Below are 22422 nucleotides of genomic sequence, written 5' to 3' on the forward strand. Positions count from 1 at the left end.
GTGAGTGTTATTGGGGTAAGCGTTACGGGGCGTGTTATCCGTGGGTCTTGATCTTCTCGGGCAGCAGCCCCTTGGGAGCAAAGCGCAGTACCAGGGTGATCAGCATGCCAATCACCAGCACCCTGGCCTGGAGGGCTCGGCTGTCCATGTTGCCCGGTGCCTCCCAGCCAAAGGCGCTTTCGCCCAGCGAGACGAACAGCTGCATCAAGAACAGCGCCAGCGGTTCCGACATGATCCAGATGATATAGACCGCCACGGCACCAAAGATCGTGCCCAGGTTATTGCCCGGGCCGCCCAGGATCACCATCACCAGCACCAGGAAGGTGTGGTTGAGGGGCAGGTAGCCTTGCGGGTCGAACAGGCTGTTGAAGGTGCCCAGCATGCCGCCCCCCAGGCCCATCAGAATGCAGCCCAGCACGAAAATCTCCAGGCGGCGCTTGTTGATGTCCTTGCCCATGGCCGATGACGAGACTTCGTTGTCACGGATGGCGCGAATCATGCGCCCCCAGGGCGCGTGGTAGGCGCGATGGAGCAGGAAGAAGATGACCGCGATGACCACCGCCGTGAGCGATAGATACACCGCGCGTGCCAGCGTAAAGCCCAGCTCGGCGGGGCCAGGGGTTGGCCAGGGGAGCGGAGATACCGTGGCCGTGCCCCGGGTGAGCCAGTCGGAGTTCTTCAGAAACGCCTTGATGATTTCTGCAATGCCCAGCGTGGCAATGGCAAGGTAGTCGCTGCGCAGGCCCAGGCAGACATGGCCGATCAGGTAGCCCACGCCGCCTGCCAGGGCACCGCCGACGATCCAGCCGACCCAGGCTGGCAGGCCGAAACCGCCGACGAAACCTGCCTGGGATTGAATCTGGCTGGTGACATCGCGCAGCAGGCTGATGACCACCAGGTAGAGCACCACGGCCAGCACCACGGCCAGCACGGTACGCAGTTTTTTCGGCACGCCCAGGCGGTCGAGACGCGTGGCGCCCAGCACCACCACGAAAGCCGCCAGGCCGTAGAGCAACACGCGACCGAGTTCGCCGGGCAGCTCGCTGCCCCAGAAAGCATCGTTGACCGGCACACTGAACAGCATGGCGCAGAAGCCACCCAGCGCCACGAAGCCCATGACGCCCGCATTGAACTGGCCCGCGTACCCCCACTGAATGGTCAGGCCCAGCGCCAGGATGGCATAGCAGGCGGCTTCGACCAGCATGCGGGTGCTGTAAGCCGATCCCATGATGGCATAGACCGCCAGAATGGCCGCAAACAGCGCGCCGAACAGCACCAGCTCACGCATCGGGAACCGGCGTTTGGGCGTAGCATCCTGCGGCGTGTAGTCGGGGTTGCGCAGCTTCGATGAAGGGTTCATTGGATCACCTTGCCTTTAAACAGACCGGTGGGACGCCATACGAGAATGGCCACCAGGATAAAGAAGGGCACCACGATCTTGTACTCCGTGCTCACGAACGCCAGGTTCGACGGCAGCTCCAGCCAGGCGGGCAAGCTGTCGCGGAAGGGTCGTAACAACACGTTCCAGTTGAAGACGGCCAGGGTCTCGGCAAAGCCCACCACGAACCCGCCGGCAATGGCGCCGTAAGGGTGCCCCACGCCGCCCACGATGGCCGCTGCAAAGATCGGCAGCAGCAGGAAGAAGCTCAGGTCCGGCTTGAAGGTGACATCCAGCGACAGCAGCGTGCCGGCGATGGCCGCCAGGCCCCCTGCAATCACCCAGGTCACCGCCACGATGGTGTTGGTATTGATGCCCGACGCCTGGGCCAGCTCCGGGTTGTCCGACATGGCGCGCATGGCCTTGCCCAACCGCGAGCGATTCAGAAAGACGTGCAGCGCGATGACGGCTACCAGGGTGATCACGAACAGGTAAATCTGCGGTTCAGTGATCACGATGGGTGCACGGACCCCTTCGAAGGGCAGGGCAATGCGGAAGATCTCCTTGCGGTCATCCACGTAAAGGCTTTGCCCGCCGGTACCGGCAAACAGACGAATCAGGCCCTGCAGCATCAGGGTCACCCCCAGAGAGCCAATCACCATCACGATGGGCTTGACGCCGTGGGCGCGCAGCGGCTTGTAAAACGCCTTGTCGATGCCCACCGCCAGCAGCGCGGTCAAGAGCATGGCCAGGGGCAGCATGACCAGTGCGGTCGGCACACCTATGCTGGGGCCGACCGCCGGGAAGGCGGTGGTCAGCAGCAGCACCATGAAGGCGCCGAAGGTCATCATGTCGGCGTGGGCAAAGTGCGCAAAGCGCATGATGCTGAAGATCAGCGTGACGCCAATTGCCCCGATGGCATAGATCGAGCCTGTCACGCTGCCCGCGATCACCACGTTATTGATAAAAAAGACCAGTTCGTTCACAGGTTTCTCCCCCGGGCTAGCCGCCCAAAAAGCTTTTTGCGACATCCGGGTCGGCCAGCAGCGCAGCCCCTGTGTCCGTGAAGCGGTTCTGCCCGGCGGCCAGCACAAAGCCCTTGTCGGCAATGGCAAGTGCCTGCTTGGCGTTCTGTTCGACCATCAAGATGCCAACGCCTGCGGCATTGATCTTTTTCACGCGGTCAAAGATTTCGTTCATGTAGAGTGGCGACAACCCTGCCGTGGGTTCGTCCAGCAGCAGCAGGCTGGGCTCTGCCATCAGGGCACGGCCCATAGCCACCATCTGACGCTGGCCGCCCGACAGCTCCCCCGCCGGCTGATGGCGTTTCTCCACCAGCGGCGGGAAGAAGTCGTATACCTGCTCCAGCATGCGCTTGACGTTGTTGGGCTTCAGGTAAGCCCCCATCTCCAGGTTTTCCTTCACCGTCAGGCTGGGAAAGACGTTCTTCTCCTGAGGCACGAAGCCCATGCCACGCTCCACCAGCTGATTCGGTGGCAGGTTGTGGATCGGCTGACCGTTGAGCAGTATTTCGCCCTGGTTGACGTTGAGCAGGCCAAACACCGCCTTGAGCATGGTCGATTTGCCTGCGCCGTTGGGGCCGACGATCACGCCGACCTCATCGGCATACAGGGTCATGTCGACCCCGTTGAGGATATTCATGCTGCCATAGCCGCCGTGCACATGGCGCGCTTCGAGCAGCGGCTGGGGAGTTGTGGGGGTAGATGACATAAGGTGTCTCAGCAAACGTCGCGCAGTGTTTCTGTCACGATCATGTTGTTATCTCCATGCGCTGCCAGGCAGTGACATGGCGGTAGTAGGCTGCCGTGCGCTACGCGGCATCGGTCCCGAAATAAGCCTCGATCACGGCAGGGTTGTTCTGTATGTCCTTGATATGACCCTCGACCATGACGCTGCCTTGCGCCAGGACGATGACCGGATCACACAGGCGAGAGATCATGTCCATATCATGCTCGATGACCAGGAAGGTGTAGCCCATCTCACGGTTGAGGCGCTCGATGTTGCCCATCAGGTCGCCCAGCAGAGTGCGGTTGACGCCGGCGGCAATCTCGTCGAGCAGCACTACCTTGGCATCGGTCATCATGGTGCGGCCCAGTTCCAGCAGTTTCTTCTGGCCACCAGAGAGGTTGCCCGCCAGCTCATTGCGCACGTGGTGCAGGCCCACGAAGTCGATGACTTCCAGCGCTCGCTGGCGCACCTCGGCTTCCTGCTGGCGCACCAGGCCCGGCTTGAACCAGGTGTTGAACAGGCTTTCCCCTGCCTGATGGGGGGGCACCATCATGAGATTTTCCAACGCGCTCATCTGGCTGAATTCGTGGGCGATCTGAAAGGTGCGCAGCAGTCCCTTGTGAAAGCGCTGGTCGGCGCTGAGGGAGGTAATGTCTTCACCTTCCAGCAGGATACGGCCACTGTCCGGGGTGAGCGCCCCGGCGATCAGGTTGAACAAGGTCGACTTGCCTGCCCCGTTGGGGCCAATCATGCCGGTAATCGAGCCTTTCTCCACGCGTATGGAGCAGTCGTTGATGACGTGTAACCCACCGAATGCCTTGTTGACATGTTGTACTTCGATAAGGGGGTGCATGGTGTCCTCGGCAGGCAGGCGGCCAGGGCCGCCTGCCATCGCATGTTATTGTTGAAACCCATGATGTTGCGTTGGCCGGTATCTAGCCGCTGGCTGGCGGCAAAGGCTCCGACGATCACTTGTATGAACTGTGGCATGTCAGTACCCCGAGGGCGTGCTGAGAATAGCGCTACTTTGCGATAGAACGTCAGCGCTTTCCAGCGTACTAGCGTTTAGGGTGCGTTAACGAGCACGCTTGGCGATGAACCAAAACGCGCGGCCAGAGGGGCTGTCGTACGAAAAAGGTTTCTACGCTGAGAGCTTACATAAAGAAGCCCGCACGGCGGCGGGCTTTGTGTCGGCAGTGGTCGGCTTACTTCTTGCTGGCGCGCTTGCGTTCGTTTTCCTTGAGGAACTTCTTGCGCAGGCGGATATGGTTGGGGGTCACCTCCACCAGTTCGTCGTCGTCGAGGAACTCGATGGCTTGCTCCAGCGTGAACTTCACCGGCGGTGTCAGCACGATGTTTTCATCGTTGCCTGATGCGCGCATGTTATCCAGCTTCTTGCCCTTGGTGGGGTTGACCACCAGGTCGTTGGCGCGGCTGTGGATGCCCACCAGCATGCCTTCGTACACTTCGGTACCGTGGTCGATGATCAGCTTGCCGCGGTCTTGCAGGGTATACAGAGCGTAGGCCAGCGCCTTGCCATCCACCATGGAGACCATGACGCCGTTGCGACGCTCGATAGCGGCATCGGGCTTCAGCGGGCCGTAGTGGTCGAAGCGGCTGGTCAAGATGCCGGTGCCCGACGTCAAGGTCATGAACTGGCCACGGAAACCGATCAAGCCACGTGCCGGGATCATGAAGTCGAGACGCACACGGCCCTTGCCATCCGGGTTCATGTTGGTCAGCTCGCCCTTGCGGTAGCCCAGCTCTTCCATGATCGAGCCCTGATGCTGCTCTTCACAGTCGATGATGACTTCTTCGTAGGGCTCCTGCTTGACGCCGTCGATCTCTTTGATGATGACCTCCGGACGGCCAACGGCCAGCTCGAAGCCTTCACGGCGCATGGTTTCGATTAACACCGACAGGTGCAACTCGCCACGGCCAGAGACTTTGAACTTCTCGGGGGTTTCGCCCTGCTCGACGCGCAGCGCCACGTTGTGGATTAGTTCTTGATCCAGACGATCCTTGATATTGCGGCTGGTAACGAACTTGCCATCTTTACCCGCGAACGGAGAGTCGTTGACCTGGAAGGTCATCGAGACGGTGGGCTCGTCTACGGACAGCGGCGGCAGGGCCTCGACGGCGCTCGGGTCACACAGAGTATCCGAAATGGACAGCTCTTCGATGCCCGTGATGCAGACGATATCGCCAGCGGTGGCTTCGGTGGTTTGAACTCGCTCAAGGCCCATGTGAGTCATGACCTGACCGATTTTGCCCTTGCGCACCTTGCCATCCACGCCGATCACCGAGATCTGTTGGTTAGGCTTCACAGAACCGCGCTTAATGCGGCCAAGACCGATAACGCCGACGTAGCTGTTGTAGTCCAGGGCAGAAATCTGCATCTGGAAGGGGCCATCTACTTCAACTTTCGGTGGCTCGACGATATCGACGATAGCCTGGAACATCGGGTCCATGTTGTCGGCCAGCGCTTCCGGATCCATACCAGCAATACCGTTCAGGGCCGAGCAGTAGATAATCGGGAAATCGAGCTGTTCGTCAGTGGCACCCAGGTTGTCGAACAGATCAAAAATCTGGTCGATAACCCAATCAGGGCGTGCGCCGGGGCGGTCGATTTTGTTAACCACCACGATCGGCTTGAGGCCCTGGGAGAAGGCTTTCTGGGTAACGAAGCGGGTTTGCGGCATCGGGCCGTCTACGGCGTCAACCAGCAGCAGAACCGAGTCCACCATGGACATGACGCGCTCTACTTCACCACCGAAGTCGGCGTGCCCAGGGGTGTCCACGATGTTGATGTGGTAATCCTTGCCATTGCCGTCTTGCCACTGAATAGCAGTGTTCTTGGCCAGGATGGTGATACCACGCTCCTTCTCCTGGTCATTGGAGTCCATGATACGCTCTTGGCCTTCGGCCTTGCGGTCGAGCGTTCCGGACTGGCTTAACAGTTTGTCTACCAAGGTAGTTTTACCGTGGTCAACGTGGGCGATAATGGCAATGTTGCGAAGATTCTCGATCACGACGCGATCCTGCTGGAAAAATAGGGCGGCATTATAGGGTCTGGGTACGGTCCACTACCAGCGCTGTCTTAAATAAAGCACCAAGTCAATAACCTAAACGCGGCAGTTTTCGCCTTCATGACGGTTCCGTTAAGATAGGCGTTTTCCCAGTTGGGGCAGGCACATGACCATCGGTAACCTGATGCGTTTGTTGAGCGATGGCGAGGTTCATTCCGGTGAACAGTTAGGGGAGGCGCTAGGTGTTTCCCGAGCCGCCGTGTGGAAACAGTTGAAGAAACTCGAAGCGCTGGGCGTCGAACTGGTCGCCGTCAAAGGGCGAGGCTATCGCCTGGCTTACCCGCTCGAGCCGTTGGATGGCGCGCGTATCGTCGAACGGCTACCTGCGGATGCCCGCCACCTGCTGGCGCGCCTGTTCGTCGAAGACCAGCTGCCTTCCAGCAACGAATACTTGCGTGAGCGGTTTTCACAGGGCGCAGGCCACGGTGAAGTGTGTTTCGTCGAGCTGCAGACGGCAGGGCGAGGCCGACGAGGTCGCGTCTGGTCGACGCCTTGGGGGCAGAGCCTGATGGTGTCCATGGGCTGGCGCTTCGAGTCCGGCGTCAATGCGCTGGAGGGGCTGAGTCTGGCGGTGGGCGTCGTGGTCTCTCAAGTGCTCGAACAGTATGGCGTGGCGCCCAAGCTGAAGTGGCCCAACGACGTGCTGCTGGCCGAACAAGGGGGCGAGCTTGGCAAGCTCGCAGGTATTCTGATCGAAGTGACGGGGGATGCCGCAGGCCCCTGTGAAGTAGTGATCGGCATTGGCATGAACTTGATGCTGCCCGATAGTCTGCGAGCGACCATCGACCAGCCGGTGGCCGCATTGTTCGATGCGCAGCCCGGAATCTCGCGCAACCAGCTGGCGGCGGACATGGTATCGGGGTTGCTGAGCATGCTGGCAGGGTTCGAAGCCGGCGGATTTGCACCCTGGCTCGATGCCTGGAACCAGCGCCATGCCTATTCTGGGCTGCCCATCCGGGTCATTCAGGGGGAGCGCACCAGCGACGCCGTTGCAGGCGATGTCGATGAAAGTGGTAACCTGTGGGTTACTGAAAACGGTCACGCGCGACGCCTGTCGGGCGGTGAGATTAGCGTACGTAGGCGTCTATGATTCTGGATTTGGATATCGGCAACACGCTGTCGAAGTGGCGGCTCAAGGATGCCGAAAGCAGCGAGATCCGTTCCCGTGGGGCCGTATGGACCCGGGAGGAGTGGCGTCCAGGGGCAGACATTCCTGACCTGGGCGTCGTGGAAGCCGTACGTATTTCCAGCGTGGCCAGGGCTGCCGTGCTGGAAGAAACCGTCGCCTTGCTGCGCCGTCAGGTGCGGCAGGTTCATGTGGCGCGCTCGACGCCCGAAGCGCTGGGCGTCGTCAATGGGTATGAGGAGCCTGGCCGCCTGGGCGTAGACCGTTGGATGGGGGCGTTGGCAGGTTACCAGCTGGCCGGTGGCTGCTGTGCGGTGGATTGCGGCAGTGCCATTACCATCGACTTCGTGTTGCCGGGCGGCGTGCATCTGGGGGGCTTCATCATTCCAGGTTTGCGATTGATGAAAGAGAGCCTCAAGCTGGGCACCCGCAATGTGGCCATCGACCCCGACAGCGAGGCCGACGCGCTGCTGGAGCCAGGCAGGCGTACGGTGGATGCCGTCAACCATGGCATCTATATGGCGGCGGTCAGTGCCATCAATCGCATTTACAGTGAGGTATGTGACCAGCAAGGAGTGGCGCTGCCCATGCTGCTGACCGGGGGAGATGCGCGCGTGGTGTCGCGCGGGGTCCAGGTGCCCCATGCCGTCTGGCCCGACATGGTGTATGGCGGCCTCGAAGCCACATTTCCGCTGACCTTTGCCGAGCGCGCAGGCAAGATGTCGGGAGCGCCGCGGGTGCCGGAGCCGGTTTCGTTGGAAAAAATTCGCGCGGGGCTTGCATTCTCCATGCTGCTTTGACAGAATGCAGCGCGTTCCAAAGCAGATGCAGTCAAGACGAATGGCTTGCAGAGCTGATTGATTCAATTGGCAAGCAAGTGAAAGTCTCGAAAATAAAGAGCTTTTGGCTTGACACTGTTTTGAGGGCTGGCATAATATGCCGCCACAGATGGAGAGGTTCCCGAGTGGCCAAAGGGAGCAGACTGTAAATCTGCCGCGAAAGCTTCGAAGGTTCGAATCCTTCCCTCTCCACCAGATTGTACGGGCGCTGAATTGTCAGTGCTTGTGAATGAAAAGCCGGTAAGCGGGCATTAGCTACTGTTTCTCGTGCAGCGGATTGTCATTCTTTAGGCAAGTTCGGCGGGCGTAGTTCAATGGTAGAACCTCAGCCTTCCAAGCTGATGGTGCGGGTTCGATTCCCGCCGCCCGCTCCAGTTTGATGTGTTTGGCTCATGTAGCTCAGGGGTAGAGCACACCCTTGGTAAGGGTGAGGTCGACGGTTCAATTCCGTCCATGAGCTCCATATTGCGAAGAAGGCGAGCGATGCTCGCTTTTTTTGTCTTCGCCCACGGCAGTGGGCGTGGTGTAAGGGTTGTCAGGCGGAAAAATCTCCGCTATCATGGCGCCCGCTCTTGCGCAGGTGATAAGTTGCGCATTTGACGATACAGGCCAGTAGCTCAATTGGCAGAGCAGCGGTCTCCAAAACCGCAGGTTGGGGGTTCGATTCCCTCCTGGCCTGCCAATCTTCCCCAGGTTGGCAAGTCTTTCTAGAATTCCTTTGTCGCTCGCTGCACCCTTAGGAGTCTCGTTTTTATGAAGCCTAGTTCCGTAAAACATGGCGATGAGGTGCAACAGACGCGCCATGACGGGCTCAAGTGGGCGGCGGTTGTGGCGCTGCTTGTTGTTGCAGTCGTTGGTAATACCTATTTCACCGATATTGGCCTGCTCTATCGTGTCCTGGGTGTCGTTGTGCTGTGTGCGTTGGCAGGATTGATTGCGCTGACCACCGCCAAGGGTCGCGACCTGATCGAGCTTGCTGTCAGCGCCAAGAAAGAGATTCAGCGCGTTGTATGGCCAACCCGTCCTGAAACCATTCAAACGACCGCCATCGTGCTGGTGGCTGTGCTGGTGGTAGGGTTGATGCTGTGGTTGATTGACACTCTTCTTGGCTGGGCGATGTCCGGCGTTATTGGTTAGGAGTTTTCATGTCCAAACGTTGGTACGTCGTCCACGCTTATTCCGGCTTTGAAAAGCATGTCATGCGCTCGCTGATCGAGCGTGTGAAAATGTATGGCATGGAAGATCGCTTTGGCGAAATCCTGGTGCCGACGGAAGAAGTGGTCGAAATGCGTGACGGCAAGCGCCGCAAGAGTGAGCGCAAGTTTTATCCTGGCTATGTGCTGGTCGAGATGGAGATGGCCGACGAAACCTGGCATCTGGTGAATGAAACGCCGCGTGTCATGGGGTTCATCGGTGGCACCAAAGAGAAGCCGGCGCCCATCACCAGTCGCGAAGCCGAAGCCATCCTTCGTCGTGTGAAGGACGGCACCGACAAGCCGCGTCCCAAGACCATGTTCGAGCCGGGTCAGTCCGTGCGTGTCATCGATGGTCCGTTTGCCGATTTCAATGGTGTCGTTGAAGAGGTGAACTACGACAAGAGCCGTCTGCAGGTCAGCGTGCTGATCTTCGGCCGCGCGACACCTGTAGAGCTAGAGTTCTCTCAGGTAGAAAAAGAGTAATTTCAAATTGTTGCAGGATGGTGCCGTGGGTGCCATCCTGGATTCATGTAAAGCAGCCCCGCGCTGCTTTACGCGTACCGGGGAGCCGCCAGGCGTTATCACCCAATTGGAGTAATTATCATGGCCAAGAAAGTACAGGCTTATATCAAACTGCAGGTTGCTGCAGGTAAAGCCAACCCGAGTCCGCCCGTAGGCCCCGCGCTGGGTCAGCACGGCGTGAATATCATGGAATTCTGTAAGGCGTTCAACGCTGCGACTCAAGAGATTGAGCCGGGCCTGCCGACGCCTGTCGTGATCACTGTCTACTCTGACCGTAGCTTCACGTTCGTCACCAAGACGCCGCCGGCCGCCGTACTGCTGAAAAAAGCAGCGGGCATCAAGTCCGGTTCTGGTGAGCCGAACAAGAAGAAGGTTGGCAGCGTGACACGTGCACAGCTGGAAGAGATCGCCAAGACCAAAGAGCCTGACATGACGGCTGCTGATCTTGAAGCCGCAGTGCGTACCATCGCTGGTAGCGCTCGCAGCATGGGCTTAAACGTGGAGGGTCTCTAATCATGGCTAAACTGTCCAAGCGCGCCAAGATGATTCGCGAGAAAGTAGACAGCAGCAAGGCTTACTCTCTGGAAGAAGCCGTTGCCCTGCTTTCTGAGCTGTCAACCGTGAAGTTCAAAGAGTCTCTGGACGTTGCGATCAACCTGGGTGTCGATCCGCGTAAATCCGACCAGGTCGTTCGTGGCGCTACCGTCATGCCTAACGGCACCGGTAAAGACGTTCGCGTAGCTGTGTTCACTCAGGGTGCCAACGCCGATGCGGCTAAAGAAGCCGGCGCTGACATCGTGGGCATGGAAGAGCTGGCCGAGCAGGTCAAGAAAGGCGTGATGGATTTCGACGTCGTCATCGCTTCTCCGGATGCCATGCGCGTTGTCGGTCAGCTGGGCCAGATCCTCGGTCCGCGCGGCCTGATGCCGAACCCGAAGGTCGGTACCGTGACGCCTGACGTGGCCACTGCGGTCAAGAATGCCAAAGCGGGCCAGGTGCGTTTCCGTACCGACAAGAACGGCATCATCCACACTACGCTGGGCAAGGTCGATTTTGACGTGACCGCCGTTCAGGGTAACCTGGAAGCACTGGTAGCTGACCTGAAGAAGCTCAAGCCGAGCTCTTCCAAAGGCATCTACTTCAAGAAATTCACCCTGTCCACTACCATGGGCCCGGGTTTGACTATCGACCACTCCTCGCTGGTATAAGCGAGTCGAGGATAGTCCCGCTGGCGGCATGAGCGAAATCTCGTGTTGCCGGCGGCTGGAACCGAGCAAGAACTTTGCGGTCCCTCGCTGAGCTTTATGCCAGATGAGGCACCGTCAAAGACCGCAGGTGCCGCCGCTTTTCTGAAGCGGCGGCTTAATCGCCCTAAAGCGCCTGCGCAGATGGTGTGGCCGCCAGTTGGTTAACGCTTTTAGCAACCGCTTTCTGGTGAGCACCATCCCCTAAGGCTTCCTGTGCCGCTGTTGGGCCTGGAAGAGATGGTAACCTCCGGAACCTTGACGGGTTTCGGCACGAAGGAGTGATCACTGTGCCACTAGCACTTGAAGGCAAGAAAGCGATTGTTGCCGAGGTCAGTGAAGCGGCCAAGGGCGCACTCTCCGTCGTAGTTGCCGATTCTCGCGGCGTCACGGTCGGTAAAATGACCGATCTGCGCAAGCAGGCGCGTGAGAATGGTGTAGAGCTGCGTGTTGTTCGTAACACGCTGGCTCGCCGCGCACTCGAAGGCACCCAGTGGGAGTGCCTGAACGAGAGCTTCGTTGGTCCTACTCTGCTGGCTTTCTCCACTGAGCATCCGGGCGCTGCCGCTCGTCTGTTCAAGGAGTTTGCCAAAACCGAGCAGAACTTCGAAGTCAAAGCGTTGGCCTACGAAGGTGAGCTGATTCCGGCTGCTGACATCGATCGTCTGGCAACCCTGCCGACTTACGACGAGGCAATTGCCAAGTTGATGTCGGTCATGAAAGAAGCCTCCGCTGGCAAGCTGGTTCGTACCCTGGCCGCCCTGCGCGACCAGAAGCAAGAAGCCGAAGCTGCCTAAGCAGCGTTTCTTGCGGGCCGCGTTATTGACACGCAGTCTGAACCTGCAATAAATCCCGAGTTCTCGGTTGTCCGAGACTCCCGCAAAGTTAGGAATGGAACAATGGCACTGACCAAAGACGATATCATCAATGCTGTAGCCGACATGTCCGTCATGGAAGTTGTCGAGCTGATCGAAGCGATGGAAGAGAAATTCGGCGTTTCTGCTGCTGCAGCCGTTATGGCTGGTCCGGCTGCTGCTGGCGAAGCTGCTGAAGAGCAGACCGAATTCGACCTGGTACTGGCGTCTGCTGGTGACAAGAAAGTTAACGTCATCAAAGCCGTTCGTGAAATCACCGGTCTTGGCCTGAAAGAAGCCAAAGGCGCTGTTGACGGCGCTCCGGCGACCATCAAAGAAGCGATGTCCAAGGACGACGCTGAAGCTGCCAAGAAGAAGCTGGAAGAAGCTGGCGCAACCGTCGAGCTCAAGTAATCCTTGTGCTGATGGCTTTACGCGCTGCGTAAGCTTCCACGGCTGGCGGCGGGCTATCCCGCTGCCGGCCTTTTTCTGTTGTAATATGCTGCCGTGCAGCGAAACGACAGAGCCGCTGCGGTAAAAAGCAGCACAATAGCAGGACCGTTGTTGTGAAGCGTACGTTGTTGTAATGCGTCAGTTGTAAAGCGTGAGCGTGTCGGCAGGCAACAACGAAGCGCGGACAGCACTACCGTAACACTGTTATCTATCAAGATTTTTGACGGCGAGCTACCGATTGAGGAGCTTGCTGTCTGCGTCTGAAACGCCCGCGGGCAGATGACCACGCATCGGTCACCCATGGTGAACAAGCTGGGGAATACAGATGGCTTACTCATATACTGAGAAAAAACGCATCCGCAAGGATTTCGGCAAACTGCCCCAAGTGATGGATGTGCCTTACTTGCTGGCCATCCAGCTTGATTCCTACTACGACTTTCTCCAGCAGGATCGTTCGCCTGATGAGCGGCACGAAGTGGGTCTGCACGCGGCATTCAAGTCCGTGTTCCCGATCGAGAGCTTCTCGGGTAACGCTGCGCTGGAATATGTCAGCTATCGCTTCGGTACGCCGGCGTTCGATGTGAAGGAGTGTCAGCTGCGTGGCGTGACCTACTCCGCCCCGCTGCGCGTCAAGGTTCGCTTGATCATCTATGATCGCGACTCCTCGAACAAGGCTATCAAGGATATCAAAGAGCAGGAAGTCTACATGGGGGAAATCCCCCTGATGACCGAGAACGGTACCTTCGTCATCAACGGTACCGAGCGGGTAATCGTTTCCCAGCTCCACCGCTCACCCGGTGTGTTCTTCGATCATGACAAGGGCAAGAGCCACTCTTCCGGCAAGCTGCTCTACTCTGCTCGCGTGATTCCTTACCGTGGCTCATGGCTCGACTTCGAGTTCGACCCGAAAGACAACGTCTTCGTGCGTATCGACCGTCGTCGCAAGCTGCCGGCTTCCGTGCTGATGCGCGCGCTGGGCATGAGCACCGAAGAGATCCTCGACGAGTTTTTCGAAACCAGTACCTTCCATATCGAAAAGTCTGGCTTCTCCGTGGAGCTGGTTCCGTCGCGCCTGCGCGGTGAAACCGCCACCTTCGACATCAAGGATGCCGATGGTGAGCTGATTGTCGAAGAAGGCCGTCGGATCACCCAGAAGCACATCCGCCAGTTGGAAAAAGCGGGTCTGGAGCGTCTGGAAGTGCCGATGGAGTACCTGTTCGGCAAGACGCTGGCCAAAGATCAGATCGACACCAAGACGGGCGAGCTGATCTGCCCGTGCAACACCGAAATTACCCCAGAAGTGCTGGAGCGCATGGCTCAGGGCGGCATTACCCTGATCGAAACGCTCTACACCAATGACCTGGACTGCGGTTCCTTCGTTTCCGACACGCTGAAGCTGGACACCACCAGCTCGCAGCTGGAAGCGCTGGTCGAAATCTACCGCATGATGCGTCCTGGCGAGCCGCCCACCAAGGAAGCCGCCGAAACGCTGTTCCACAACCTGTTCTTCACCGAAGACCGCTACGACCTGTCGGGCGTGGGCCGGATGAAGTTCAACCGTCGTCTGCGTCGTGACTCCGACGTGGGCTCCGGTGTATTGGACCGCAAGGACATCCTCGATGTGCTGCGCGAGCTGATCAACATCCGTAACGGTTTTGGTGACGTCGACGATATCGACCACCTGGGCAACCGTCGTATCCGCTGCGTTGGCGAAATGGCCGAGAACCAGTTCCGTGTAGGTCTGGTGCGCGTCGAGCGTGCGGTGAAAGAGCGTCTGTCCATGGCGGAGAGCGAAGGCTTGATGCCCCAGGACTTGATCAACGCCAAGCCCGTGGCGGCGGCGGTGAAAGAGTTCTTCGGTTCCAGCCAGCTGTCCCAGTTCATGGACCAGAACAACCCGCTTTCCGAGGTGACTCACAAGCGTCGTGTATCGGCACTCGGTCCGGGCGGTCTGACCCGTGAGCGTGCAGGCTTCGAAGTACGTGACGTACACGCCACGCACTACGGTCGTCTGTGCCCGATCGAAACGCCGGAAGGCCCGAACATCGGTCTGATCAACTCGCTGGCCACCTACAGCCATACCAACAGCTATGGCTTCCTGGAAACGCCGTACCGCAAAGTGAATGCCTGTCAGGTCACCGACGACATCGTTCACCTGTCGGCGATCGAGGAGGGCGACTTCGTTATCGCCCAGGCGTCGGCGGCGGTAGACGAGTCCGGCAAGCTGATCGATGACCTGGTGCAGGTACGCCACCGCGGCGAAACCACCTTCATGCGTCCTGAGCAAGTGACGCTGATGGACGTGTCTCCGCGTCAGGTTGTATCGGTCGCAGCGGCTCTGATCCCGTTCCTGGAGCACGATGACGCCAACCGCGCCTTGATGGGTGCGAACATGCAGCGTCAGGCCGTTCCGACCCTGCGTGCCGACAAGCCGCTGGTCGGTACCGGCATGGAGCGTTTCGTTGCCCGTGACTCCGGCGTTTGTGCCGTGGCGCGCCGTGGCGGCGTCATCGACTCCGTGGATGCGCGTCGTGTGGTGGTGCGGGTCAACGAAGATGAAATCATCGGCGGTGAAGCCGGCGTCGACATCTACAACCTGACCAAGTACACCCGCTCCAACCAGAACACCTGTATGAACCAGCGCCCCATTGTGCGGCCTGGCGACAGCGTGGCACGCGGCGATATTCTGGCCGACGGTCCGTCTGTCGACATGGGTGATCTGGCCCTGGGCCAGAACATGCGCATCGCGTTCATGCCCTGGAACGGTTACAACTTCGAAGACTCCATCCTGCTCTCCGAGCGTGTCGTTCAGGAAGATCGCTTCACCACGATTCACATTCAGGAACTGACCTGTGTGTCGCGTGACACCAAGTTAGGGCCGGAAGAGATTACCTCTGATATTCCCAACGTCGGTGAATCCGCACTGGGTAAACTGGACGAAGCGGGCGTTGTGTACATCGGCGCTGAAGTCGGCCCCGGTGACATTCTGGTGGGTAAGGTAACGCCGAAAGGTGAAACCCAGCTGACACCGGAAGAGAAGCTGCTGCGCGCCATCTTCGGTGAGAAAGCCTCTGACGTGAAAGACACCTCCCTGCGCGCCCCCACCGGCATGAAGGGTACGGTCATCGACGTTCAGGTGTTCACCCGTGACGGCGTCGAGAAGGACTCCCGTGCGCTCTCCATCGAGCAGATGCAGCTGGACGAAGTACGCAAGGACCTGCAGGAGACCTACCGGATCGCCGAAGACGCGACGTTCGAGCGTCTGAAACGCACCCTGGAAGGTCAGGCCGTCAACGGTGGCCCGAACCTGAAAAAAGGCGACGTGCTGAGCGAGACGTACCTGGACGAACTGCCCCGTCAGCAGTGGTTCAAGCTGCGCATGCAGGACGAAGCCTACAACGAACTGCTGGCCCAGGCCGATGAGCAGCTCGAAAACCGCCGTAAAGAGATGGACGAGCGTTTCGAAGACAAGAAACGCAAGCTGACCCAGGGCGACGACCTCGCGCCGGGCGTGCTGAAAATCGTCAAGGTCTACATGGCGGTCAAGCGTCGCATCCAGCCAGGCGACAAGATGGCCGGTCGTCACGGTAACAAGGGTGTTATCTCTGCGATCATGCCCATCGAAGACATGCCGTTCGACGAGAAGGGCGAGCCGGTGGACGTGGTACTGAACCCGCTGGGTGTACCGTCGCGCATGAACGTCGGTCAGATCCTGGAAACCCACCTGGGCATGGCGGCACGTGGCCTGGGTGTCAAGATCGAGGCCATGCTGCGTGATGCGCGTGGCCAGCAGGTTGCGGAAATTCGTGACTTCCTGGGGCAGGTCTACAACACGCCTGGCACCCGCATGGAGGACATCGATTCGCTGACCGATGAGGAAATCATCGCGCTGGCGAAAAACCTCAAAGGCGGTGTGCCCATGGCCACGCCGGTGTTTGACGGTGCCAAAGAGCACGAGATCAAGCACCTGCTGAAGCTGGCAGACATTCCGGAATCCGGTCAGATGGCGCTGTACGATGGTCGTACCGGCGATGCCTTCGACCGCCCGGTCACCGTTGGCTACATGTACATGCTGAAGCTCAACCACCTGGTAGACGATAAGATGCACGCGCGTTCTACCGGTTCTTACTCGCTTGTTACGCAGCAGCCGCTGGGTGGTAAGGCGCAGTTCGGTGGTCAGCGCTTCGGTGAGATGGAAGTGTGGGCGTTGGAAGCCTACGGCGCTGCGTACACGCTACAAGAGATGCTCACCGTCAAGTCGGACGACGTCGAAGGCCGCACCAAGATGTACAAGAACATCGTGGATGGCGACCACACCATGCAGGCAGGCATGCCGGAATCCTTCAACGTACTCGTGAAGGAAATCCGCTCGCTGGGCATCGATATCGAGTTAGAGAGCTAGGAGCCGTCATATGAAAGATTTGGTGAAAGTACTCAAATCGCAATCTCAGTCCGATGAGTTTGACGCGATCAAGATTACCCTCGCGTCGCCGGACATGATTCGCTCCTGGTCGTTTGGCGAGGTGAAGAAGCCCGAGACCATCAACTACCGTACCTTCAAGCCGGAACGGGATGGTCTGTTCTGCGCCAAGATTTTTGGCCCGGTCAAGGACTACGAGTGTCTGTGCGGCAAGTACAAGCGCATGAAGCACCGTGGCATCATTTGTGAGAAGTGTGGCGTCGAAGTCACCAAGGCTGCCGTGCGCCGTGAGCGCATGGGCCACATCGAGCTGGCCTCGCCGGTCGCTCACATCTGGTTTTTGAAATCACTGCCGTCGCGTATCGGCATGTTCCTCGATATGACCCTGCGTGATATCGAGCGCGTGCTGTACTTCGAAAGCTTCGTGGTCATCGACCCGGGCATGACCACGCTGGAGCGTGGTCAGCTGCTCAACGACGAGCAGTACTTCGAAGCCCTGGAAGAGTTCGGCGATGACTTCGACGCCCGCATGGGTGCCGAAGCCGTTCAGGAACTGCTCAAGGACATCGATCTGGAAGAAGAGATCAACACGCTGCGCGAAGAGATTCCGCAGACCAACTCTGAAACCAAGATCAAGAAGCTCTCCAAGCGCCTGAAGCTGCTCGAAGCGTTCTACCACTCCGGTAATGCGCCGGCGTGGATGGTCATGGAAGTGCTGCCCGTGCTGCCGCCGGATCTGCGACCGCTGGTACCGCTGGACGGTGGCCGCTTCGCGACCTCCGATCTCAACGACCTCTACCGTCGTGTGATCAACCGTAACAACCGCCTGAAGCGTCTGCTGGACCTCAATGCGCCGGACATCATCGTGCGCAACGAGAAGCGTATGCTGCAGGAAGCGGTGGATGCGCTGCTGGACAACGGCCGTCGCGGCCGTGCCATCACTGGCTCCAACAAGCGTCCGCTGAAATCCCTTGCCGACATGATCAAGGGTAAGCAGGGCCGTTTCCGTCAGAACCTGCTGGGTAAGCGTGTCGACTACTCCGGCCGTTCGGTCATCACCGTGGGCCCGACCCTGCGTCTGCACCAGTGTGGTCTGCCGAAGAAGATGGCCCTCGAGCTGTTCAAGCCGTTCATCTACTCCAAGCTGCAGTCGCTGGGCCATGCGTCCACGATCAAAGCCGCAAAGAAGATGGTCGAGCGTGAACTGCCGGAAGTGTGGGATATTCTGGCCGACGTCATCCGCGAACACCCGGTACTGCTCAACCGTGCACCGACCCTGCACCGTCTGGGTATCCAGGCGTTCGAACCGCTGCTGATCGAAGGCAAGGCGATCCAGCTGCACCCGCTGGTGTGTGCGGCTTACAACGCCGACTTCGACGGTGACCAGATGGCGGTCCACGTACCGCTGACCCTGGAAGCCCAGCTCGAAGCCCGTGCGCTGATGATGGCCACCAACAACGTGCTGTCGCCTGCCAACGGCGAGCCGATCATCGTGCCGTCGCAGGACGTTGTTCTGGGTCTGTACTACATGACCCGCGAAAAGATCAACGCCAAGGGCGAGGGCATGGTGTTCTCTGACCTCAACGAGGTAGAGCGCGCCTTCGGTACTCAGTCCGTCTCGCTGCATGCCCGCGTCAAAGTGCGCCTGGATGAAGTGGACGTCGACGAAGAGACCGGCGAGCGCTCCGAGCATCGCCGCCTGTACGACACCACCGTGGGTCGTGCCCTGCTGTTCCGCATTCTGCCGGAAGGCGTACCGTTCGCGCTGATCGATCAGCCGATGAAGAAGAAGGCGATCTCCAGCCTGATCAACGAAGTGTATCGTCGCGCGGGCCTCAAGCCCACGGTCATCTTCGCTGACCAGCTGATGTACACCGGCTTCCGTCTGGCGACCTGGTCCGGCGCCTCGATCGGTGTCAACGACTTCGTCATTCCCGACGCAAAGACCGATATCGTCGAAGCGGCCGAAGCCGAAGTCAAAGAGATCGAAGACCAGTTCTCGTCCGGTCTGGTGACCGCAGGCGAGAAGTACAACAAGGTTATCGATATCTGGTCCAAGGCCAACGACAAGGTGGCCAAGGCGATGATGGTAGGTATCTCCAAGGAGACCGTCGTCGACCGTGAAGGCAATGAAGTGGAGCAGGACTCCTTCAACAGCGTCTTCATCATGGCCGATTCCGGTGCCCGTGGTAGCGCCGCCCAGATCCGTCAGTTGGCGGGTATGCGTGGTCTGATGGCCAAGCCGGATGGCTCGATCATCGAAACCCCCATCGTGGCCAACTTCCGTGAAGGTCTGAACGTACTTCAGTACTTCATCTCGACCCACGGTGCGCGTAAAGGTCTGGCGGATACGGCCCTGAAAACGGCCAACTCCGGTTACCTGACTCGCCGTCTGGTCGACGTGGCCCAGGATCTGGTGATCACCGAAATCGACTGTGGCACCGAGAACGGTCTGACGCTGCACCCGATCATCGAGGGTGGCGACATCATTGTACCGCTGTCACAGCGTGTACTGGGCCGAGTGGTGGCGCAGGACGTCATCGATCCGAGCACCGAAGAAGTGCTGATCCCGCGCAACACGCTGCTCGACGAGAAGTGGTGTGCCTCGCTGGACACCATGGGTGTGGACGAGATCGTGGTGCGCTCCACCATTACCTGTGACACCGCGCACGGCGTTTGTTCGTCCTGCTACGGTCGTGACCTGGCGCGTGGCCATCAGGTCAACATCGGTGAGTCGGTGGGTGTCATCGCTGCCCAGTCCATCGGTGAGCCGGGTACTCAGCTGACCATGCGTACGTTCCACATCGGTGGTGCAGCATCGCGTTCTTCGGCGGTCGACAGCGTACAGGTGAAGCACGGCGGTAAAGTACGCCTGCACAACATCAAGCACGTTGAGCGTGCCGACGGCAAACTGGTGGTGGTGTCTCGTTCAAGCGCCCTGGCTGTCGCCGACGATCATGGTCGTGAGCGTGAGTACTACAAGCTGCCTTACGGTGCCGAGCTGTCGGTTCGCGACGGTGACGTCGTCGACGCTGGCACGGTCGTGGCCAAGTGGGACCCGCACACCCATCCGATCATTGCGGAAGTGGAAGGTAAGGCGCAGTTCATCGATCTCGACGAGGGTGTCACCATGCACCGCAGCGTCGATGAAATGACTGGTCTCTCCTCCATCGAGGTCATCGAGTCGGCCGCCCGCCCGATGGCTGGCCGCGACAAGCGCCCGATGGTGATGCTGCAGGACGCCGCAGGCGAGTACGTGTCCGTGTCCGGTTCCAACACGCCGGTACAGTACCTGCTGCCCGGCAACTCGATCATCTCCGTGGACGACGGCTCGACCATCGGTGTGGGTGAAGTCGTTGCCCGTATCCCGGTAGAAGCCTCGGGTAACAAAGACATCACCGGGGGTCTGCCGCGCGTAGCCGACCTGTTCGAAGCCCGTAAGCCGAAAGAGTCGGCCATTCTGGCGGAAATCAGCGGTGTGGTGAGCTTCGGTAAAGAGACCAAGGGCAAGCGTCGTCTGACGATCACCCCGGAATCTGGCGATCCGTTCGAAGCGCTGATTCCGAAATGGCGTCAAATCGCCGTCTTCGAAGGCGAAGCCGTCGAGAAGGGCGAAGTGATTTCCGATGGCCCGAGCAACCCGCACGACATCCTGCGCCTGCTGGGTGTGGCGGAGCTGGCCAAGTACATCACTGCCGAAGTACAGGACGTATACCGTCTGCAAGGCGTAGGCATCAACGACAAGCACATCGAAGTCATCGTGCGTCAGATGCTGCGCAAGGTAGAGATCACCGATTCCGGCGACTCTGACTTCATCACCGGCGACCAGGCAGAACTGGTGCGCGTGCTGGAGCAGAACGAGCGTCTGGAGAAAGAAGGCAAGTTCCCGGCCAAGTACCAACGCTTGCTGCTGGGTATCACCAAGGCCAGCTTGGCCACCGAATCGTTCATTTCGGCGGCGTCGTTCCAGGAAACGACCCGCGTATTGACCGAAGCGGCGGTAACCGGCAAGCGCGATTACCTGCGTGGCCTGAAAGAAAACGTGGTAGTTGGACGTCTGATTCCGGCAGGTACCGGTCTGACTCACCACGCAGAGCGTCGTCGCAAGCGCGAAGACGTAGAGCGTCTGTTCAACCCCTCGGCTACCGAGGTTGAGCAGGAGCTGGGTGCTCAGTTGACCGCCCTGGATTCAGACGACGATCTGTAACCCAGGGCAGGCCAAGAGCAGCCAAGAGCGGCTGGCCCTGAATGGCAGAACCTGGCGGTAAACCACCGCCAGGGCTTGACGCCAGGCAGGGTCAGCCTTTAGAATGCGCAGCCTTTAACAGTGGGGTGGGTGCGCCCGCATCCGCTGCTTGCATTTGTTAATAGGCCAAGGCAACCATTGGAGTCAGCTAAACACCATGGCAACGATTAATCAGCTAGTGCGCAAGCCGCGCAAGCGCCCCGTCACCAAGAGTGACGTGCCTGCGCTTCAGGCATGCCCGCAAAAGCGCGGCGTTTGTACGCGCGTTTACACCACCACCCCCAAGAAGCCGAACTCGGCCCTGCGTAAGGTTTGCCGTGTGCGCCTGACCAACGGTTTCGAAGTCTCTTCTTACATCGGTGGTGAAGGTCACAACCTCCAGGAGCACTCTGTTGTTCTGATTCGCGGCGGTCGTGTAAAGGATTTGCCAGGTGTGCGTTATCACACCGTTCGTGGCGCCCTTGACACCTCTGGCGTACAGAACCGTAAGCAGGGTCGTTCCAAGTACGGTACCAAGCGTCCGAAGTCCTAAGGCGCTGAACGCAGCCTCATGGAGCGCTGCGGTGTTACCTTTTAACCGAATATGATGGTCTGATAAGAGTAAGGTCGGGCGGCGCCAAAGGCGCAAGCAGGTTCCGGGTTTACCTGAAGGATCCTTAATTGAGGGCTTATCATGCCTAGAAGAAGAGTTGTAGCTAAACGCGAAATCCTGCCGGATCCCAAGTTCGGAAGTGAGCGTCTGGCGAAGTTCATGAACCACCTGATGGTCAGCGGCAAGAAGTCCGTAGCTGAGCGCATCGTCTATGGTGCGTTGGACAAGGTTGCCGAGCGTAGTAAAGAAGAGCCGCTGGAAATCTTCGACAAGGCGCTGGAAACCATCCAGCCGATGGTCGAAGTAAAGTCGCGCCGCGTGGGTGGTGCTACTTATCAGGTGCCGGTTGAAGTTCGTCCGTCACGCCGCCAAGCGCTGGCAATGCGCTGGCTGGTAGACGCTGCGCGTCGTCGCGGTGAGAAAACGATGGTTCAGCGCCTGGCAGGTGAAATGCTGGATGCCGCTGAAGGCAAGGGCTCTGCTGTCAAGAAGCGTGAAGACGTGCACCGTATGGCAGAAGCCAACAAGGCCTTCTCTCACTATCGTTTCTAAGCTCGACGTTTCTGGGCTCGTGTCTTTTTCTGTCGGTTGCAGGGCGTTAAAGGTTTTTATCGTCATGTTGCAACACGCCGCCGCTATCGTTGTCGATGGCGGCGGTAGCATAAGCAGAAATGGCACCGCTGGATTAACGAGCATCACCAACTAACGGGAGTT

Annotated in this window: 17 protein-coding genes and 4 tRNA genes; 16 read left to right on the forward strand and 5 right to left on the reverse strand. The window is 59.0% G+C overall.

The window, feature by feature from the left end:
* Positions 1–34: 34 nt before the first annotated feature.
* The 5 genes from RVM26_RS16770 to typA form a co-directional block, all read right to left on the reverse strand.
* Positions 35–1360 carry a branched-chain amino acid ABC transporter permease gene (locus RVM26_RS16770; RefSeq protein WP_287808224.1) on the reverse strand — a complete coding sequence of 442 codons (1326 nt, stop codon included), beginning with the start codon at positions 1358–1360 and terminating at the stop codon, positions 35–37.
* Positions 1357–2364, reverse strand: a complete 1008-nt coding sequence (locus RVM26_RS16775) for a branched-chain amino acid ABC transporter permease (RefSeq protein WP_039180704.1) — start codon at positions 2362–2364, stop codon at positions 1357–1359. The genes RVM26_RS16770 and RVM26_RS16775 overlap by 4 nt, the downstream gene beginning before the upstream one ends.
* 16 nt (positions 2365–2380) lie before the next feature.
* The gene (locus RVM26_RS16780) at positions 2381–3109 is read right to left on the reverse strand and encodes an ABC transporter ATP-binding protein (protein WP_498939781.1); all 729 of its coding nucleotides are present in this window, start codon (positions 3107–3109) and stop codon (positions 2381–2383) included.
* A gap of 100 nt (positions 3110–3209) precedes the next feature.
* The gene (locus tag RVM26_RS16785) at positions 3210–3980 is read right to left on the reverse strand and encodes an ABC transporter ATP-binding protein (protein ID WP_096923354.1); all 771 of its coding nucleotides are present in this window, start codon (positions 3978–3980) and stop codon (positions 3210–3212) included.
* Positions 3981–4332: 352 nt separating this feature from the next.
* Positions 4333–6159 carry a GTP-binding protein TypA/BipA gene (gene typA, locus RVM26_RS16790; RefSeq protein WP_498939783.1) on the reverse strand — a complete coding sequence of 609 codons (1827 nt, stop codon included), beginning with the start codon at positions 6157–6159 and terminating at the stop codon, positions 4333–4335.
* 163 nt (positions 6160–6322) lie between these two features.
* Here typA and RVM26_RS16795 point away from each other — a divergent pair, with 163 nt between their 5' ends.
* The 16 genes from RVM26_RS16795 to rpsG all read left to right on the forward strand — a co-directional run bounded on the left by RVM26_RS16795 (position 6323) and on the right by rpsG (position 22260).
* On the forward strand, positions 6323–7306 hold the full coding sequence (locus RVM26_RS16795) for a biotin--[acetyl-CoA-carboxylase] ligase (RefSeq protein ID WP_287808229.1): 984 nt from the start codon (positions 6323–6325) through the stop codon (positions 7304–7306).
* Complete coding sequence (locus RVM26_RS16800) at positions 7303–8142, forward strand: type III pantothenate kinase (protein WP_498939785.1); 840 nt, start codon at positions 7303–7305, stop codon at positions 8140–8142. Before RVM26_RS16795 ends, RVM26_RS16800 begins: the two co-directional genes overlap by 4 nt.
* Before the next feature lie 150 nt (positions 8143–8292).
* Positions 8293–8376: transfer RNA gene (locus RVM26_RS16805), tRNA-Tyr, on the forward strand.
* 105 nt (positions 8377–8481) lie between these two features.
* Positions 8482–8555, forward strand: a tRNA-Gly gene (locus RVM26_RS16810).
* A 14-nt stretch (positions 8556–8569) separates the two neighbouring features.
* Positions 8570–8644: transfer RNA gene (locus RVM26_RS16815), tRNA-Thr, on the forward strand.
* Positions 8645–8787: 143 nt separating this feature from the next.
* Positions 8788–8863: transfer RNA gene (locus RVM26_RS16820), tRNA-Trp, on the forward strand.
* A gap of 71 nt (positions 8864–8934) precedes the next feature.
* On the forward strand, positions 8935–9318 hold the full coding sequence (gene secE, locus RVM26_RS16825) for a preprotein translocase subunit SecE (protein ID WP_039180685.1): 384 nt from the start codon (positions 8935–8937) through the stop codon (positions 9316–9318).
* A gap of 8 nt (positions 9319–9326) precedes the next feature.
* A complete protein-coding gene (nusG, locus tag RVM26_RS16830; protein WP_287808232.1) occupies positions 9327–9860 on the forward strand; it encodes a transcription termination/antitermination protein NusG in 534 nt (177 codons plus the stop codon).
* Between the two features lie 120 nt (positions 9861–9980).
* Positions 9981–10412, forward strand: a complete 432-nt coding sequence (gene rplK, locus RVM26_RS16835; protein WP_287808234.1) for a 50S ribosomal protein L11 — start codon at positions 9981–9983, stop codon at positions 10410–10412.
* A 2-nt stretch (positions 10413–10414) separates the two neighbouring features.
* Positions 10415–11107 carry a 50S ribosomal protein L1 gene (gene rplA, locus RVM26_RS16840; protein ID WP_287808235.1) on the forward strand — a complete coding sequence of 231 codons (693 nt, stop codon included), beginning with the start codon at positions 10415–10417 and terminating at the stop codon, positions 11105–11107.
* A gap of 326 nt (positions 11108–11433) precedes the next feature.
* Complete coding sequence (gene rplJ, locus RVM26_RS16845) at positions 11434–11940, forward strand: 50S ribosomal protein L10 (RefSeq protein WP_016915767.1); 507 nt, start codon at positions 11434–11436, stop codon at positions 11938–11940.
* A 102-nt stretch (positions 11941–12042) separates the two neighbouring features.
* Positions 12043–12411: a 50S ribosomal protein L7/L12 gene (rplL, locus tag RVM26_RS16850; RefSeq protein ID WP_016915768.1), complete on the forward strand. Its 369-nt coding sequence runs from the start codon at positions 12043–12045 to the stop codon at positions 12409–12411.
* Positions 12412–12775: 364 nt separating this feature from the next.
* Entirely contained in the window at positions 12776–16852 is a 4077-nt protein-coding gene (gene rpoB, locus RVM26_RS16855; RefSeq protein WP_039180679.1) for a DNA-directed RNA polymerase subunit beta, read from the forward strand.
* A gap of 10 nt (positions 16853–16862) precedes the next feature.
* Positions 16863–21077 (forward strand): DNA-directed RNA polymerase subunit beta', encoded by a 4215-nt coding sequence (rpoC, locus tag RVM26_RS16860; RefSeq protein ID WP_287808237.1) that lies wholly within the window; start codon positions 16863–16865, stop codon positions 21075–21077.
* A 196-nt stretch (positions 21078–21273) separates the two neighbouring features.
* Entirely contained in the window at positions 21274–21648 is a 375-nt protein-coding gene (gene rpsL / locus RVM26_RS16865) for a 30S ribosomal protein S12 (RefSeq protein WP_009098973.1), read from the forward strand.
* A gap of 141 nt (positions 21649–21789) precedes the next feature.
* A complete protein-coding gene (gene rpsG / locus RVM26_RS16870) occupies positions 21790–22260 on the forward strand; it encodes a 30S ribosomal protein S7 (protein ID WP_016915771.1) in 471 nt (156 codons plus the stop codon).
* Positions 22261–22422 lie beyond the last annotated feature (162 nt).

The sequence above is a fragment of the Halomonas sp. KM072 genome (assembly GCF_050710315.1).
Lineage (GTDB): Bacteria > Pseudomonadota > Gammaproteobacteria > Pseudomonadales > Halomonadaceae > Vreelandella > Vreelandella hamiltonii.

Excerpts from the sequence above, each read along its gene's own strand:
- RVM26_RS16785 (WP_096923354.1), bottom strand. The coding sequence starts at position 3,980 with ATGCACCCCCTTATCGAAGTACAACATGTCAACAAGGCATTCGGTGGG.
- rplL (WP_016915768.1), top strand. The coding sequence starts at position 12,043 with ATGGCACTGACCAAAGACGATATCATCAATGCTGTAGCCGACATGTCC.
- RVM26_RS16770 (WP_287808224.1), bottom strand. The coding sequence starts at position 1,360 with ATGAACCCTTCATCGAAGCTGCGCAACCCCGACTACACGCCGCAGGAT.
- rpsG (WP_016915771.1), top strand. The coding sequence starts at position 21,790 with ATGCCTAGAAGAAGAGTTGTAGCTAAACGCGAAATCCTGCCGGATCCC.
- rpoB (WP_039180679.1), top strand. The coding sequence starts at position 12,776 with ATGGCTTACTCATATACTGAGAAAAAACGCATCCGCAAGGATTTCGGC.
- RVM26_RS16800 (WP_498939785.1), top strand. The coding sequence starts at position 7,303 with ATGATTCTGGATTTGGATATCGGCAACACGCTGTCGAAGTGGCGGCTC.
- nusG (WP_287808232.1), top strand. The coding sequence starts at position 9,327 with ATGTCCAAACGTTGGTACGTCGTCCACGCTTATTCCGGCTTTGAAAAG.
- RVM26_RS16795 (WP_287808229.1), top strand. The coding sequence starts at position 6,323 with ATGACCATCGGTAACCTGATGCGTTTGTTGAGCGATGGCGAGGTTCAT.
- rplA (WP_287808235.1), top strand. The coding sequence starts at position 10,415 with ATGGCTAAACTGTCCAAGCGCGCCAAGATGATTCGCGAGAAAGTAGAC.
- secE (WP_039180685.1), top strand. The coding sequence starts at position 8,935 with ATGAAGCCTAGTTCCGTAAAACATGGCGATGAGGTGCAACAGACGCGC.
- rpoC (WP_287808237.1), top strand. The coding sequence starts at position 16,863 with ATGAAAGATTTGGTGAAAGTACTCAAATCGCAATCTCAGTCCGATGAG.
- rplK (WP_287808234.1), top strand. The coding sequence starts at position 9,981 with ATGGCCAAGAAAGTACAGGCTTATATCAAACTGCAGGTTGCTGCAGGT.
- rpsL (WP_009098973.1), top strand. The coding sequence starts at position 21,274 with ATGGCAACGATTAATCAGCTAGTGCGCAAGCCGCGCAAGCGCCCCGTC.
- RVM26_RS16780 (WP_498939781.1), bottom strand. The coding sequence starts at position 3,109 with ATGTCATCTACCCCCACAACTCCCCAGCCGCTGCTCGAAGCGCGCCAT.